Annotated in this window: 12 protein-coding genes; 3 read left to right on the top strand and 9 right to left on the bottom strand. The window is 68.2% G+C overall.

Features of this window, described 5'->3' with window-relative positions:
- Positions 1 to 58 precede the first annotated feature (58 nt).
- On the bottom strand, positions 59 to 2,329 hold the full coding sequence (locus ABIE51_RS11170; protein WP_192630795.1) for a methyl-accepting chemotaxis protein: 2,271 nt from the start codon (positions 2,327 to 2,329) through the stop codon (positions 59 to 61).
- Between the two features lie 380 nt (positions 2,330 to 2,709).
- Here ABIE51_RS11170 and ABIE51_RS11165 point away from each other — a divergent pair, with 380 nt between their 5' ends.
- On the top strand, positions 2,710 to 3,954 hold the full coding sequence (locus tag ABIE51_RS11165; RefSeq protein WP_192630794.1) for an MFS transporter: 1,245 nt from the start codon (positions 2,710 to 2,712) through the stop codon (positions 3,952 to 3,954).
- Between the two features lie 13 nt (positions 3,955 to 3,967).
- Here ABIE51_RS11165 and ABIE51_RS11160 read toward each other — a convergent pair whose 3' ends face one another.
- The 4 genes from ABIE51_RS11160 to ABIE51_RS11145 form a co-directional block, all read right to left on the bottom strand.
- Positions 3,968 to 5,302 carry a sensor histidine kinase gene (locus tag ABIE51_RS11160; protein ID WP_192630793.1) on the bottom strand — a complete coding sequence of 445 codons (1,335 nt, stop codon included), beginning with the start codon at positions 5,300 to 5,302 and terminating at the stop codon, positions 3,968 to 3,970.
- Positions 5,299 to 6,039 carry a response regulator gene (locus tag ABIE51_RS11155; RefSeq protein WP_115842323.1) on the bottom strand — a complete coding sequence of 247 codons (741 nt, stop codon included), beginning with the start codon at positions 6,037 to 6,039 and terminating at the stop codon, positions 5,299 to 5,301. The genes ABIE51_RS11160 and ABIE51_RS11155 overlap by 4 nt, the downstream gene beginning before the upstream one ends.
- Positions 6,040 to 6,094: 55 nt before the next feature.
- On the bottom strand, positions 6,095 to 6,631 hold the full coding sequence (locus tag ABIE51_RS11150; protein ID WP_192630792.1) for a thioredoxin family protein: 537 nt from the start codon (positions 6,629 to 6,631) through the stop codon (positions 6,095 to 6,097).
- Positions 6,632 to 6,711: 80 nt separating this feature from the next.
- Positions 6,712 to 7,131, bottom strand: coding sequence for an organic hydroperoxide resistance protein (locus ABIE51_RS11145; RefSeq protein WP_115842321.1), 420 nt, complete (start codon positions 7,129 to 7,131; stop codon positions 6,712 to 6,714).
- Positions 7,132 to 7,692: 561 nt separating this feature from the next.
- On the opposite strand from ABIE51_RS11145, the gene ABIE51_RS11140 reads away from it, so the two are divergent.
- Entirely contained in the window at positions 7,693 to 12,186 is a 4,494-nt protein-coding gene (locus ABIE51_RS11140; RefSeq protein WP_192630791.1) for an autotransporter domain-containing protein, read from the top strand.
- Between the two features lie 185 nt (positions 12,187 to 12,371).
- Here ABIE51_RS11140 and ABIE51_RS11135 read toward each other — a convergent pair whose 3' ends face one another.
- Positions 12,372 to 13,046 carry a type 1 glutamine amidotransferase domain-containing protein gene (locus ABIE51_RS11135; protein ID WP_192630790.1) on the bottom strand — a complete coding sequence of 225 codons (675 nt, stop codon included), beginning with the start codon at positions 13,044 to 13,046 and terminating at the stop codon, positions 12,372 to 12,374.
- A gap of 65 nt (positions 13,047 to 13,111) precedes the next feature.
- Positions 13,112 to 13,741 carry an NAD(P)H-binding protein gene (locus ABIE51_RS11130; protein ID WP_192630789.1) on the bottom strand — a complete coding sequence of 210 codons (630 nt, stop codon included), beginning with the start codon at positions 13,739 to 13,741 and terminating at the stop codon, positions 13,112 to 13,114.
- Between the two features lie 82 nt (positions 13,742 to 13,823).
- Here ABIE51_RS11130 and ABIE51_RS11125 point away from each other — a divergent pair, with 82 nt between their 5' ends.
- A complete protein-coding gene (locus ABIE51_RS11125; protein ID WP_192630788.1) occupies positions 13,824 to 14,615 on the top strand; it encodes a TOBE domain-containing protein in 792 nt (263 codons plus the stop codon).
- Here ABIE51_RS11125 and ABIE51_RS11120 read toward each other — a convergent pair.
- Together ABIE51_RS11120 and modB are read right to left on the bottom strand one after the other, a co-directional pair.
- Positions 14,605 to 15,255, bottom strand: coding sequence for an ATP-binding cassette domain-containing protein (locus ABIE51_RS11120; RefSeq protein ID WP_192630787.1), 651 nt, complete (start codon positions 15,253 to 15,255; stop codon positions 14,605 to 14,607). The two genes, ABIE51_RS11125 and ABIE51_RS11120, sit on opposite strands and share 11 nt — an antisense overlap.
- Complete coding sequence (gene modB / locus ABIE51_RS11115) at positions 15,242 to 15,958, bottom strand: molybdate ABC transporter permease subunit (RefSeq protein WP_192630786.1); 717 nt, start codon at positions 15,956 to 15,958, stop codon at positions 15,242 to 15,244. Before modB ends, ABIE51_RS11120 begins: the two co-directional genes overlap by 14 nt.
- Positions 15,959 to 15,960: the final 2 nt, after the last annotated feature.

Here is a 15,960-nt window from a genome sequence, read left to right as displayed (position 1 = left end):
AACGCCCGCGGTCTGTGGGCGCGCACGGAACTACGAGCTCGCCAGCGAGTCCGCCGGATCAGAATTCCTGCCAGTCCGAGTCGGTCGCGGCTGCGACGGCACCACGGACGGCCTTGCGCGGCGCGGCGACCGGTCGGGACGCAACCGTCTTGACCGGCGCCTTGGCGACGGCCGCACGGGGAGCGGCAGACAGATCGACGACCGCCGGACGCGAGGTGCGGGCGGTGTTCGCGCCGTTGGCGACGCGGAACACCGCGACGGTCTGCACCAGTTGCTCGGACTGCTGTTCCAGGCTGCGCGCGGCGGCGGAGGCTTCCTCCACCAACGCGGCGTTCTGCTGCGTGCCTTCGTCCATCTGCGTGATGGCCTGGTTGATCTGCTCGATGCCGGCCGACTGCTCCTGCGAGGCGGCGCTGATGTCGGCGATGATGTCCGTCACCTTGCGCACGCTCACGACGATGTCCTCCATCGTCCTGCCGGCCTGGTCGACGAGCTGGCTGCCTTCCTCGACCTTCGCCACCGAATCGCCGATCAGCTGCTTGATCTCCTTCGCCGCGTTCGCCGAGCGCTGCGCGAGCGAGCGCACTTCGCTGGCGACGACGGCAAAGCCTCGGCCCTGCTCACCGGCACGTGCGGCTTCCACCGCTGCGTTCAGTGCCAGGATGTTCGTCTGGAAGGCGATGCCGTCGATCACGCCGATGATGTCGGCGATCTTCTTCGACGACTGGTTGATGGCGTTCATCGTTTCGACGACTTCGCCCACGACGGTACCGCCCTGTCCGGCGACTTCCGCCGCGTTCTGCGCCAGCTGGTTGGCCTGGCGTGCGTTGTCGGCGTTCTGGCGGACCGTGCTGGTGAGTTCCTCCATCGACGAAGCAGTTTCTTCCAGCGATGCGGCCTGCGATTCGGTGCGCTGCGACAGGTCGTTGTTGCCGGCGGCGATTTCCGCGGCGGCCGAGCTGATCGCATCCGAGCCCTCGCGGATCTGGCCGACGATGTCGGACAGCTTGTCCACCGTGCGGTTCGCGTCGTTGGCGAGGCGGCCGAACTGGCCCGGCAGTTCGACTTCGACGCGACGGTTGAGGTCGCCATCGGCCACGGCCGACAACAGGCTGCCGACTTCGTTGAGGCCGTTGTCGGCCGTCGACATCAGCTGGTTCAGCGAGTTGACCACGTCGCGATACACGAACTCGAAGCGGCTCGCGTCGCCGCGGCGGCCGAAGTCGCCGGCGACGGCCGCGTCCACGAGCGTCTTGATCTCGGCGTTGATGGCGTTCATGCCGTGCTTGACCGAGTCGACGGCATCGGTGATGCGCGCCTTCTGCGCCGGCAGGCGGTCCATGTCCTGCGACAGGTCGCCGCGCGCATACGCCGCGACGATTCCGACCGCACGGGCGTTGAGCTGGATGTGCGAGTCCACCAGCGCATTGATCTCACCGGCCATCTGGCCGTACGCGCCCGGAAGCTCGCGGTTGTCGATGCGGAAGTCGATGTCGCCTTCGTCATGGCGGCGCGCGATCTCGCCCTGGGCCTGAGCGAAGCGCTGCAGCGTCGACTGCATCTGGCTCATGCTGCGCAACAGCTGGCCGGCTTCGTCCGTGCTGTCCACCACGATGCGCTCGTCGATGCGGCCGGCGGCGATGCTCTGCGCGACGCCGGTGGCACGCTGCAGCGGGCGGGAGATGGCGCGGGCAAGAAAGAACCCGAACACGGCACCCAGCACGACAAGAAGACCGATGCCCACGGTGAGCTGCAGCTGCGTTCTCCGGTAGGCGGCGTCGGACTGCGCGACCATCGCGTTCAGTCCCTTCACGTTGAAGTCCGTCAGCTCCATCAGCGCCTCGAAGAGCTTGCGGCGCATGGGACGCGATTCTTCGTTGGAGACACGGCCGGCTTCGACGAAATCATTGGCTGCAACCGCTGCCATCAGCTTCTCGTGCGCGGCGAAGTACCCCGCCATGCCTGCGGTCAACGCCTTGTAGCGGGCCTGCTCTTCGTCACCGTCGATCAGCTTCTCGTACGAAGACAACGAGTCGTTCATCTCGCCCCGGAGCTTGTCCATCCGCTTCGCGTAGTCGGCCAGTTCGGCCGGGTCGTCCTTGAACTGGAACTGCGAGATCTCGTATGTCCGGTATTCGCCCAACTGTCCGCGCATACCCAGCAGGTAGCGCACCGACGGCACCCAGTTCGAGTTGATTTCGGCGATCTGCGCGTTGCGTGCCTGCAACTGCAGCATTGCGTAACCGCCCAGCAGCGCGGCAAGCGCGATCAAGGCGGTGAAAGCCACCGCCAACTTTCTGGCGATGGAAAGGTTCTTGAATCCACTCATGGCAACGGCTCGTAGGGAGGAGGGCGGACGAATCGCGGATGCGCTTCGATCTGGTTAACGGCATTGGCACAGCTCGCTAAAGCATGGAAACCTGAACGACACATTCGCGGTGTATACGCGCGTCGACCGCCACGGCGACGTATGCGAATGCGCGCATTTCGACGAGCGCGCGTGCGTCCGAGCGCGCGATACGCTCATCTTCGCGATGGGTGATCGCAGGCCCGAACGATGTCGGAATGCTTCCGACATGAATGAACGAGATGCCGTTCGCTTCTGCATCGCCCGGAGCGCGCCTTTGAGGATCCGGGCGCGGTCCGCCGGCAATGTCGAATCCCGCGTCCCTGGTTCGTCCCCTTGATGAGCCCCCGGAGATCCACCGCATGAACCGCATCGCCGCAGCTTCCTATCCGCCGGACCGCAACTGGCCGCTGGTTGCATCCGGTGCCGTATTGGGCTGCGTCGGCGTAGGCGTGATCTTCGCGCTGGCCGTGCTGCTTGGCCCGATGAGTGCCGCCACCGGCTGGTCGCGCGGGGCGTTGTCGAGCGCGATGACGCTCGCATTCCTGAGCATGGGCGTTGGCGGCTTCGTCTGGGGCGCACTCAGCGACCGCATCGGCCCGCGCAAGGTCGTGCTGGTGGGCTCGCTGCTGCTGGGCCTGGCGTGCGTGCTGGCGAGCCGCTCGGCGACGTTGTGGCAGTTCCGGCTGACCTACGGCGTGCTGATGGGCGTGGCGGTGTCGAGCTTCTTCGCACCGGTGATCGCCGCCACGGCCTCGTCGTTCGAGAAGCGACGCAACATCGCGATCTCGCTGGTGTCGGCGGGTGTGGGTGTCGCGCCGATGACGATGTCGCCACTGGTCGCGTGGCTGGTCAGTCATTACGACTGGCGGCAGACGCTGCTCATCGTCGGTTTCGTCGCGTGGGCGCTGACATTGCCTGCCGTATGGTTCGTGCGCGCGTCGCCGATCCCGGAACCGGCGTCGCCCGGCACCACCGCCGACGCGACGGTCGCGAACGCGGGGCAGGCGCTGCGCTCGCGCGCCTTCATCGTGCTGGCGGTGACGTACTTCGCCTGCTGCGCCGCGCATTCGGGGCCGATCTTCCACACCGTGAGCTATGCCGTCGGTTGCGGCCTCGCGGTGACGACCGCGGTGACGATCTACAGCATGGAAGGCGCGGCCGGACTGGGCGGACGCATCCTGTTCGGACTGATGGCCGACCGGCTCGGCGCGAAGCCGGTCCTGGTCGCGGGGCTGCTGATCCAGGCGGTCGCCGCGGTCTCGTACCTGAGCGTGAGCCAGTTGAACGGCTTCTACGCGGTGGCGATCGTGTTCGGCATGGCCTACGGCGGCACGATGCCGCTGTACGCGTCGCTCGCGCGCGAAGCGTTCAGCCCGCAGATCCTCGGCCTGGTGCTCGGCGCGGCGGGCATGTTGTCGGCATTGGGGATGGCGCTCGGTCCGCTACTGGGCGGCTGGCTGTTCGACCGCTACGGCAGCTACACCTGGATGTACATCGGCTCGATGGCGGTGGGGCTCGGCGCGGCGTCGATCGCGCTGTGGTTCCCGTCGAAGCGCAAGCCGCGCGAACCGGAGACATTGCAGGTGCTGCCACAGGAAGGCTGACGCGCGCGATGGTTCACGCGCGCGGCAGTCGCACCTCGGCGGCCAGGCCGCCGCCCTCGCGGTTCCGCAGCGTGAGCGTCGCGCCGATCGATGCCGCAAGCTGCTGCGCGATCGCCAGTCCCAGCCCGGTGCCGCCGGTATCGCGGTTGCGCGAGGCTTCGAGGCGATAGAACGGCTCCATCACGCGCGGCAGTTCCGATTCCGGAATGCCCGGGCCGCGATCGCCGACCCGGATCACGAGCGCGTCGGGGCGGCTCTCCAGTTCGACGTCCGCCGAGCCGGCGTACTTGAGCGCGTTGTCGATGAGGTTGGCGACCACGCGTCGCAAGGCATGCGGGCGCGTGACGACTGGAGTGCCGATGCGGCCCTGCAGGCTCACTGGCCGACCGGTGTCGAGGTAATCGAGCACCAGGCTATCGATGAACGCGTCCAGGTCCACGCGCACCGCTGGCTCGTTGTTGCCGTGCGCGCTGCGTGCATAGGCGATGCCCTCGCGTACCAGGTGCTGCATCTGGTCGAGGTCGTCGAGCATCTTCGCCCGCTCGGGCACCTCGTCCATCGATTCGGCGCGCAGCTTCATGCGCGTTATCGGCGTCTGCAGGTCGTGCGAGATCGACGCGAGGATCTGCAGCCGCTCCTTCATGTAGCGCGCGATCCGGTCCTGCATGGCGTTGAAGGCGCCCACCGCCTGCGCGACTTCGGTCGGCCCGCCGTCGGGAAGGCGCTCGCCGTCGCCGTCGGGCCGCACCTTTTCCGCGGCCTGCGCGAGCCGTGCGAGCGGTCGCGTCGCCAGTCGCACCGCGGCCCAGGCGCACAGCAGCAGCACGATCAGCTGCAGGACCAGCACGTACGGAAGCCACTTCGCCAGCGGCATCACCGAAGGCTGCACGTCGACGACCACTGCGCTGCCGTCGTGCAGGCGCACCTTGACCTGGAAACGTTCCGGATCGCGCGAAATTTGCCGCGCCTGCGTCGACCAGCGCGGTCCCAGCGCGCTTTCGATCATGCCCGCCATCTCGCGCGAGGTCGCGCCGTCGAGTTTCGCGTTCGGCTCCGCGTCGAATGCGGCTTCGTCCAGCGAGTAGCGGAACGTGCGCCGTTGCAGCATCGGCAGCCAGTCGGCGCGTTCGTTCGCGGGCAGGCGATCGAGCAGGTTCACCGCGACGACCACGTCCTGCTCCAGGTTGGTCATGAGCATCGACGAGGCGGCTTCGTAGCGCTCGTAGAACAGCAGCCCGAACGAGAGCGCGTGCGCGAGCAACAGCCCGCCGGCCAGCAGCGCGTACAGGCGCGAGGCCATCGTGCGCGGCAGCCAGCGCGTGACGCCACGAGCAGTCGGTGTGCTCATCCGTCCTCGCCCACGATCGTCACCGTCGCGCTGAAGACATAGCCTTCGCTGCGAACGGTCTTGATGTAGCTCTGCTCGCGCGCATCGTCCTGCAGGCGCTGGCGCAGGCGGCTGACGAGCAGGTCGATCGAGCGGTCGAACAGTTCGGCGTCGCGGCCCTGCGTGAGGTTGAGCAGCTGGTCGCGGTTGAGCACGCGATTGGGATGGTCGAGGAACACGCGCAGCAGGCGGAATTCCGCGCCGCTGAGCGCCACCACCGTGCCTTCCGGATCGAGCAGGTGGCGCGCGGTGGTGTCCAGGCGCCAGCGGCCGAAGGCGAGCATCTGCGCCGCTTCGGTCACCTGCAGGTTCGGCGGCAACATGCGCGTGCGACGGATCACCGCCTTGATTCGCGCCAGCAACTCGCGCGCGGCGAACGGCTTGGTGACGTAGTCGTCGGCGCCCATTTCCAGGCCGATGATGCGGTCGGTCTGGTCCTCGCGCGCGGTCAGCATCACCACGGGGATGGCGCGATGCTTGCCGGCGCGCAGGTTGCGTGTGAGGGTGAGGCCGTCCTCGCCGGGCATCATCACGTCCATCACGATCAGGTCGATGGCGTGCGTGTCGAGCACGGCGCGCATCTCGCGCCCGTCGGCGGCCTCGCTCGCGCGCAGGCCGTTCTTCCGCAGGTAGTCGGCCACCATCTGGCGGATCTCGCGATCGTCGTCCACGACGAGGATGTGGTCTGCGTGTTCCATGGGGCGCTCGTGGTGGGTGGGGCGATGGCCGGATTGTGCCACCGCCCGCTGGCGGTCAGTGCGCGGCTGGCGCGGTGGCCAGCAGCTGGCGGATGCGCTGCTCCATGCCGTCGTAATCGCCTTCGCCGTAATGGCGATGGACGATGCGGCCGTCGCGATCGACCAGGTACATCGCCGGCCAGAAGCGGTTGCCGTAGGCGTTCCACGTCGCGTAGTCGTTGTCCTGCGCGACGGGGTAGGCGATGCCGAAGCGCTCGATCGCGCGACGCACGTTGGCCGTGCTGCGCTCCTCGTCGTACTCGGGCGTGTGCACGCCGATCACTACGAGTCCCTCGTCGTGGTAACGGTCGTGCCACTGCTTCACGTACGGCTGCACGTGGATGCAATTGATGCACGAGTAGGTCCAGAACTCCACGAGGACGACCTTGCCCTTGAGCCCCGCCATGGTCTGCGGCGGCGCGTTGAGCCAGTGGGCGATGCCGGTGAACTCCGGTGCGGGCGTCCCGCGCGCCGGCTCGGCCTGCGCGCCCGGCGCACAGCCGGCGAGCAGCGACAGCGACAGCGCGAAGGCCGCGAGGATCGACTTGAACATGGGCGACTCCTGTAGGGATGTGCCGCCGGCGTGGCGAAGCGCACGCGCGGCGGCGGAGCGTTGCAGCGGCGGCTGCGTGATCAGGTCACGATCTCGACGTCCACGTCGCCGCGCGTCATGCGCGAGTACGGGCAGGTCTGATGCGCCTTCTCGACCAGCTGCCGGCGCGTGGCCTCGTCGATGCCGGGAAGTTTGACGTCGAGCTTCACGGCGAGCTGGTATTCGCCGGCGGCCGTCTTGCCGAGGTTGACCTCCGCATCGACCGCCGTGTCGGCCGGCAGCTTCACCTTCAGTTCCTGCGCGGCGAAACCGAGCGCGCCGATGAAGCACGCCGACCAGCCGATGCCGAACAGCTGCTCGGGATTGGTGCCGGGCTTGTTCGAGCCGGGCGTGCTCAGCGCGACGTCGATGGCGCCGTCGCTGGAGCGGCCGGTGCCGGCGCGACCGCCGGTGACGTGCGTGTGCGCGGTGTAGACGACGGTCTGGAGGGAATGGGTCATGGCGATGTCCTCGTGGGGGAAGGTGGGCCGGTGGTTTCCGGTGGCGCCATTCCGAGGCCGCGCGGTATCGCGCACGTGTCGGGTGGGCCCGGGTTTTGTCGGCGAATGTGCCTGACGAACGCGCCGACACAGTTCGATACAAAGGCAGGAACGCGCGTCGCAGTGGGCCGACGTGTTGGAGGGCGAACCGACGACGGACCGCGCCAATCACAGCTCGCTGCCTTCATGAACGACGGGCTCATCCGTCCCGCAACAAGAGCCCGTGTTGCGACGGGGGCGCAATTCACGCGTCCGGATCACCGCAACCCGTCGTAGCGCGTCTCGCGGCCGCAACTTTGCCGAATACGGTCGTTGAGACAGAAAAACTGTGAGCGCGATCAAGTATGGCGTCGTAATGACGTTAACTTGACTGAGCCTGGGCCTTCCTGGCTCCGAAGCGGATCGCTTCGACTGGCACACCCGTTGCACAAACCTTCGCCGCGTCGCTCTACGCGACGCGGTGGTCGCGCCCGTGTGCCCGTCCGACAGTCCAACTATCCGGCGGTGGGGAGCCGCACCTGAATGAATCATGTTTTTCGCGTTGTATGGAATCGTGCGCTCAACCTCTGGGTCGTCGCGTCGGAACTCGTCCGCGGTCGCGTGAAGAGCGCGAGCTCGTCCTCGACCATCAACGCGCCCGCGATGACGCGAGTGCGCGCGGCGGTGCTTGCGGCGCTGATGTTCGTGCCGTTCAGTGCGTTCGCCGCAGCGGACGTCGCCAACGTGAGTTTCGAGGACGGCACGCTCGCTGGCTGGACCGCGGGCGGCGGCACGGGCACGCAGAACTCCACGTCCTATGATTCGAACGGCGTCGGCGCCTCGGTGGTGACCGGCATGATCGACTTCTATTCCGAGGCCGGTGCCGAACCCAACACGCACGAGTGGACGGTGACGCCGTATGGCTCGTACATGGCGTCGCTTCAGGCCGGGCCGCAATCGAACAACGTCGTGGCCGGCATGAACGCACTCGGCCTGACTTCCGAAAGCCAGCAGGACGTCGCATCGATGATGGGGCGCGAGCTCGGCGACCTGACCAACGCGGCGTGGCTGTACCAGGACCTCGTGCTGGAGGCCGGCGATTCGTTCACGATGGCGTGGCAGTACGTATCCACCGACTACCAGCCGTACAACGACGGCTCCCTCACCTCGTTGGTCAACGTGAACGACCCGTTCGCCCTGGGCGTGGTGAACAACCAGAACGCGCAGTTCGCCTTGCTGGGCGCGACCAACCTGGGCACGGGCAGCTACTCGACGGGCAGCTACGGCGCGACGGGCTGGCAGGTGGCCACGTACTCGGTGTCGACGGCGGGCACCTACCGCCTGGGCTTCTTCACCTTCAACATCGATGACGACATCAACAGCCCGGTGCTGCTCATCGACCAGGCGCCCGGCCTGACGTTCGACCACGGCGTACCGTTCGGCCCTGTCGCCCCCAACCCGGGTAGCGGCGCTCCGACGACGCCTGGCATTCCGACCACGGCCGTCATCGACGACACCATGGACACCAGCGAGCTCGAAGGCGCCAGCGATGGCGCATTCGAAGGCGGAACGCTGGTGGTGGACGCCGACGGCACCGACGTGGATCTCGACTTCACCATCGACGGCGATGGCGGCACCATCGACCAGAACGGACACGACGCCACCTTCAGCGGCGTCATCTCCGATGCGGCGGTCGGGACGGCGGGCCACCTCACGGTCACCAACGGCGGCAACGGCGGTTCGGTCACGCTCACCGGCGAAAACACCTACACCGGCACGACGACCGTCGACGATGGCGCGACGCTGGCGCTGACGGGCGACGGCAGCATCGGAGGTTCCGATGTGATCAATCACGGCGCCTTCGACATCGAAGGCGCGAACGGCGACGTCAACGTGAAGTCGCTCACCGGTTCCAGCACGGGCGATGTCGCGCTCGGCGACAACGGCCTGGTGCTGACGGCCTCGCACGGCGATTTCGGCGGCACCATCGGCGGCAATGGTGGCGTCACCGTCGAAGGCGGCTCGCAGACGCTGAGCGGCGAGAACACCTACACCGGCACGACGACCATCGACGATGGCGCGACGCTGGCGCTCTCGGGCGACGGCAGCATCGGAGGTTCCGATGTCGTCAACAACGGCATCTTCGGCATCGAAGGCGCGAACGGCGACGTCGACGTGAAGTCGCTCACCGGTTCCGCCACGGGCGAGGTCGCGCTCGGTGGCAACGACCTGGTACTGACCGACGCGCACGGCAACTTCGGCGGCACGATCGGCGGCAACGGCGGCGTCACGATCGAAGCCGGCACGCAAACGCTGAGCGGCTGCAATACGTACAGCGGCAGCACGGTGATCCGTGCCGGTTCGACGCTGGCGGTCGCGGGGCAGGGCTGCGTCGCGAACTCCGACGTGATCGCCGATGGCACGTTCGACATCGGACACGCCGACGGAGACATCGACGTGCGTTCGCTCACCGGCGAAGGCGACGTCGACCTCGGCGACAACGGCCTGGTGCTGATCGACGCGGACGGCGACTTCGCCGGCACCATCGGCGGCAGGGGCGGCATCACGATCGCGGGCGGCACGCAGTCGCTCAGCGGCGAGAACACCTTCACCGGCGGCCTCACCGTCAACGGCGGCACGCTGCAGGTGGAAAGCGACGCGAACCTCGGCGGCGGCACGGTGTCGATCGGCAGCGGCACGTTGCAGACCACCGGGGGCTTCACCAGCGACAACGATTTCGCGCTGACCTCGCCGAACTCCATCGTCGATACCGCCGGCCACGACGTCACCTTCAACGGCAACCTGTCGGGCGATGGCGCGCTCAACAAGATCGGTGCCGGCACGCTCACGCTGAAGGGCGACAACACGCAGGACGGCATCAACGTGAAGGGCGGTGCGGTGGAGTTCGACTCCGACGCCGCACTCGGCCGCGCCGGCAGCGTGGTCACCATCGCCGACAACACCACGCTGCGTCCGCTGGATGCGATGACGATCTCGCACGAGATCTACGTCGACAACACGCGTTCGGCGGTGTTCGACACCAACGGTTTCGACATCACCATGGCCGGCGAGATCTCCGGCGCCGGCATCGTGCAGAAGCTGGGCGGCGGCGTGCTGACGCTGTCGGGCCGCAATTCGGCCGTGCTGATGCAGGTGCAGGGCGGCTCGATCGCCGTGACCTCGCAGGAGGCGGCGGGCGCGGTGGGCGGCGACATCTACATCGGCCAGGACGGCAAGTTCAGCGCGCTCTCGGGCATGAACGTCACCCAGAACGTGCACGTCACCGGCGAGAACGCGCGCTTCGAAACGACGGGCAATGCGCAGGTCACGCTGAGCGGCAACGTGGCCGGCAACGCTTGCCTGATCAAGTCCGGCGGGGGGCGCCTGGACATGCGCGGCGGCGGTTCCAACGCCATCGGCGCGTGCATCGAGCAGGGCGACCTCGCGTTCAACAGCACCTTCGCCGGCAACGTGTGGGTGTATGCCGACGGCACGGCCAGCGGTTCAGGCCGCGTCGAAGGCGCGATGGACGTCAGGGGCATCCTGTCGCCGGGCAACTCGCCGGGCGCGCTGGTGGTGGCGGGCGACGTCGTGCAGCACGCCGGCAGCACGTTCGTGGCCGACATTGACGGGCGCACCGCCGGCAACGGCGCGGGCCACTTCGACACGCTGACGCTGGTCGGCGCCGGCAGCGTCTACACCGCCGCCGGCGAGCTGCAGCCGCGACTGCGCGGCATCACGGGCGATGCGACCAACACGTTCGCGCCGAGCATCGGCGACACGTTCGCCCTCGTGCGCGCAGAAGGCGGAGTGGAGGGTTCGTACGACGGGCTCGTGCAGCCGAACGCCGGACTGCCGGCCAACAGCCGCTTCGACGTGCGCTACGAAGCCAATGCAGTCGTGCTGGCGGTGACGCCGGAGAGCTACGCAGCAGCGATGGGCACGCAGAACACGGCCGCGGTGGGCGGCGCCATCGACGCGGTGCGTACCGTTTCGGGCGTGCGCACGAGCGGCGATGCGGCGCGCCTGCAGGACAGCCTGATGGGCCTGGATGTGGCCGGCGCGGCGTCCGCGCTCGAACTGCTCGATGGCGAGTTCCACGCCACCGCGCGCAGCGCGCTGGCCGACGACGCCCGTCGTGTCCGCGACGCTGCACTGGATCGCATGCGCGGCGGCCGTTCGCCGGTCGAACGCACGCAGCAGCCGGGCGACGCCGTGTGGGCGCAGGTGATGGCCGCGGGCGGTTCGCTCAACGGCGACGGCAATGCCGCGGCGGCCGACTACAACGGAAGCGGCGTACTGATCGGCGCCGAGCATCGCTTCGACGGCGGTTGGCAGGTCGGCGCGATGGCCGGCAGCGAGCGCACCGACATCGACGTGGCCGCGCGCGCGTCCAACGGCGATACCGACACGCTGCACTTCGGCCTGTATGCCGATCGCAGCTGGGGCGCGTTCGGCGTGCGCGGTGGCGTCGGCGTGGCGGAGCATTCGATCGACAGCACACGTTCGGTGAACCTGCCGGGCGTGAGCCAGCGACTGGTCGCCGACTACGACGCGCAGACCCGACAGGCCTACGTCGAGGGCGGTTACAGCATCGAAGGCACACACGGTTCGCTGATGCCGTACCTGCAGTTCGCCCGCGTCGAGACGCGCAGCGATGCGTTCTCCGAAACCGGCGGCAGCTTCGCGCTGGACGCGGCGAAGGAGAAGACGACGCTGGACGTCTCCACGCTGGGCGTTCGCGGCGAGCTGTCGCTGACCAGCGCCGGCACCGGCAACGGCTGGTTCAACCTGCGCGGCGGCCTGGGCTGGCGCCACGCGTCGGGCGACGTGGCGTCGGAAGCCCGCATGGGCTGGACCAGCGGTGGCGATTTCGCCGTCGCCGGTGCGCCGCTGGCCGAAGACGCCGCGGTCGCCGAAGTGGGCGTGGCCGCATGGCTGAGCCCGCGCACGCTGCTGGAACTGGGTTACGAAGGCCAGTACGCCGACGAAGCCCGCGACCACCAGGCCACGGCGCGTTTGTCGATCCACTTCTGATCCAGGCGATCAGGTGCAATGCAGAAAGGGCGGCGAAGGCCGCCCTTTCTTTTGCGTGATCGGAGTTCGATCGTCGTCGCCCCCGCGCAGGCGGGGCTTCATCCATGCTCGTATCACGCATGCCGTAAGACGCGACGCATGCGGGCGCGGATGTTCGCCCTGGCGGGAATGACGACTTCAGGATGTCAACGCAGCAGCTTCAGCAACGCCTCCGCCGTTGCTTCCGACGACGCCGGGTTCTGGCCCGTTACCAGCCGTCCGTCGACGATCGCGAAGCTCTGCCAGTCGCCGGCCTTCTCGTACTTGCCGCCCAGGCGCTTGAGTTCGTCCTCGACCAGGAACGGCACCACCTTCGTCAGCTTCACCGCTTCCTCCTCGGAGTTGGTGAAGCCGGTGACGCGCTTGCCTTTCACCAGCGGCTCGCCTTCGTGCTTCACGTGCCGCAGCACGCCGGGCGCATGGCAGACGGCGGCGACCGGCTTTCCGGACTCGTAGAACGTTTCGATCAGCCGGATCGACGCGGGATCCTCGGCGAGATCCCACAACGGGCCGTGCCCGCCGGGGTAGAAGACCGCGTCGAACTCGTCGGCGGACAGCGAATCGAGCCGCTTCGTGTTGGCAAGCACGGCCTGCGTTTTCGCGTCGGCCTTGAAGCGGTCCTGCGCGGGCGTCTGGTTCGAAGGATCGTCGCTCTTGGGATCGATCGGCGGCTGCCCGCCCTTGGGCGAGGCCACGGTCACCTGCGCGCCCGCATCGGTGAACACGTAGTACGGCGCGGCGAATTCCTCCAGCCAGAAGCCGGTTTTCTCGCCGGTGTCGCCGAGGCGGTCGTGCGAGGTAAGCACCATCAGGATCTTCATTGCGGTGTCGTCGCCAGTGGGGGAGCGACAGCTTCGCCCGCAACGGGTTAGGCGGCGGTGATGCGTCAGGTCAACGCGTCGGACGCGATCACGTGTCGTCCCGGCGCGGCGCGCACCGCGGCGTCGATCATGGCCTGCGCGATGCGCTCCGCGGGATTGATCCGCCAGCGGCGCGGCAGCAGCGGATGCAACGCGCGCAGGACGATGGTCGCCACGCGTTCGCCGGCGCGGAACTCGTCGCGTTCGCCGCCGATCAGGCCCGGTCGAACTAAGGTCAGCGAGGCGAAGCCCAGCGCGGCGAGGTCGCGTTCCACTTCGCCCTTCACGCGGCTGTAGAAGATGGACGATCCGGCGTCGGCGCCCATCGCCGAATTCAGCACGAAGGTCGATGCGCCGTGCGCGTGCGCAAGGCGCGCGACCGCGAGCGGGTAATCGTGATCGACGCGGCGGAAGGCGTCCTGCGAGCCCGCGACCTTGATGGTGGTGCCGAGCGCGCAGACGACCGCGTCGACGTTCCACCAGGACGCATCCGGCGGCAGCGCGTCGAAATCGACGACGGGCGCGAGGAGCTTCGGGTGCGGTTCCGCCGGCCTGCGAACGGGCGCCACGACCTGTGCGATGCCCGGATGCGCGAGGGCGAGCTGCAATGCATGGCGCCCGACCAGACCGGTGGAGCCTGCGATCATCAGCTTCATGCGAGCTCCCATCGTCCGCGACCCGGCGAGTGTAACCAGCCGTTGCGCTACAGTGCGCCGGTCCGGCCAGGCGAACCGTCGAATGCGCATCCAGAGCTCGCTCACCGTCGAAGCCAGGCACGGCACCTTCGGCAGCCGCCGCTGGATGGAGTTGCTGACGGCCATCGGCAGCGAGGCGTCGATCGCCGCCGCCGCGCGCAGTGTCGGCCTGAGTTACAAGGCCGCGTGGGATGCGGTGGACGCGATGAACAACCTTGCCGATGCTCCGCTCGTCGAACGCGTCGTCGGCGGAAAGGGCGGTGGCGGGACGCGACTGACGCCGGACGGCGAACGCCTCGTCGCGACGTGGCGCGAAGTCGAAGCGCAGAACGCGCGCTTCGTGGAGATGCTCAACGAGCGCATCGCGCACGCCGGACGCGATCTGGACATCATCGGGAGGTTCGCCATGCTCACCAGCGCCCGCAACCATCTGGCCGGCCGCATCGCGCGCATCACGCATGGCGCCGTGAACGATGAAGTGGAACTCGAACTGGGCGGCGGCGGGCGCATCTTCGCCATCGTCACGCACGAGAGCACGGCGAGCATGGGGCTGGCGATCGGCACGAAGGCAATCGCGCTGGTGAAGGCGTCCAGCGTCATCGTCGGCACTGACCTCGAGGGCGTGAAACTCTCCGCGCGCAACCAGCTGGCGGGCACCGTCGCCCGCATCGACCGCGGCGCGGTGAATACGGAAGTGGTGATCGACGTGGATGGCGGCAATTCGATCGCCGCCATCGTCACCAACGCGTCCGCTGAACGCCTCGCGCTCGCCGAAGGAAAATCGGCGACCGCGCTGTTCAAGGCATCGAGCGTGATCCTCGCCGTCACTCCGTGACCGCCGGCTGCAACCGGCCGCGTTCCATGCCGAGCACGCGATCGGCGAGGTAGTCCAGCTCGCTGTGCGCATGGGTGACGTAGAGCATGGGCAGGCGCGTTTCGTCCTTGATGCGCTTGAGGAACGGCAGGATCTGCTGCTTGAGGCGGTCGTCCAGCGAGGACAGCGGTTCGTCGAGCAGCAGCAACTGCGGCGAATAGAGCAGGGCGCGGCCGAGCGCCACGCGCTGGCGTTCGCCGCCGGACAGCAGCGTCGGGCGGCGATCGAGCAGCGGCGTGATTTCCAGCAGTTCCGCCACGCCGGACAGGTCGAAGCGGCGCATCGCGGCGGAAATGCGCGCGTGCCCGAACAGCAGGTTCTGGCGAACGGTCAGGTGCGGGAACAGCTGGCCGTCCTGGAACACCAGGCCGACGTGGCGATCCCACGCGGGCACGAAGCGGCGCGCATCGGTATCGACCAGCACGCGGTCGCCCAGCCGCACGCGGCCGTTGGACGGCGCCAGCAATCCGGCGAGCAACGCCAGCAGCGTGCTCTTGCCCGACCCCGACGGCCCGTATACGCCGGTCACGCCACCGCCGACGTCGGCCACGGCGTCGAGCACGAAATCGCCGCGCGCAAACCGGAGGTCAAAGCTCAGCATGCGGCCCCCGGTCGAGGTAACCGAGCCGGCGTTCGGCGCGCAGGCTGATCCAGCGGCTGACCAGCAACGCGGCCACGGCGAGCGCGATGGACAGCAGCGACAGGCGCAACGCCGCCGCTTCGCCATCGGGCACGTGCGTGAGGCTGTAGATCGCCAGCGGCAACGTACGCGTTTCCCCCGGGATGTTGCCGACGAAGGCCATCGTCGCGCCGAATTCGCCCAGGCTGCGCGAGAAGCACAGGATGCAGCCGGCGATCAGGCCCGGTGCCGATAGCGGCAGCGTCACGCTGAAGAACGTGTCCCACGGCCTGGCGCCGAGCGTCGCCGCGGCCTTCTCGAGTCGGGGATCGATGAGGCGGATCGCGAGCCGGATGGGCTGCACCATCAGCGGAAACGCCATCACCGCCGACGCGATCACCGCGCCCTTCCACGTGAAGGCGATCGTGATGCCGAACGTCGCAAGCAGCCACGCACCCAGCGGCCCCTGCGTGCCCAGCAGCAACAGCAGCAGATAGCCCGGCACCACGGGCGGCAGCACCATCGGCAACTGCACGAGTGTGTCGATCCACACCTTGCCGGCGAACTGGCGGCGTTCGAGCAGCCAGCTCAGCGCGATGCCGAACGGCAGGCATGCGGCCGTCGCGCACAGCGCAACCTTCGCTGACAGTGCCAGCGCATCCCATTCTTCAGGCGACAGCCACATCG

Source organism: Lysobacter sp. OAE881 (assembly GCF_040546665.1).
In the GTDB taxonomy this organism is placed as follows: domain Bacteria; phylum Pseudomonadota; class Gammaproteobacteria; order Xanthomonadales; family Xanthomonadaceae; genus Lysobacter_J; species Lysobacter_J soli.
This window is presented reverse-complemented; position numbering and strand designations above follow the sequence as displayed.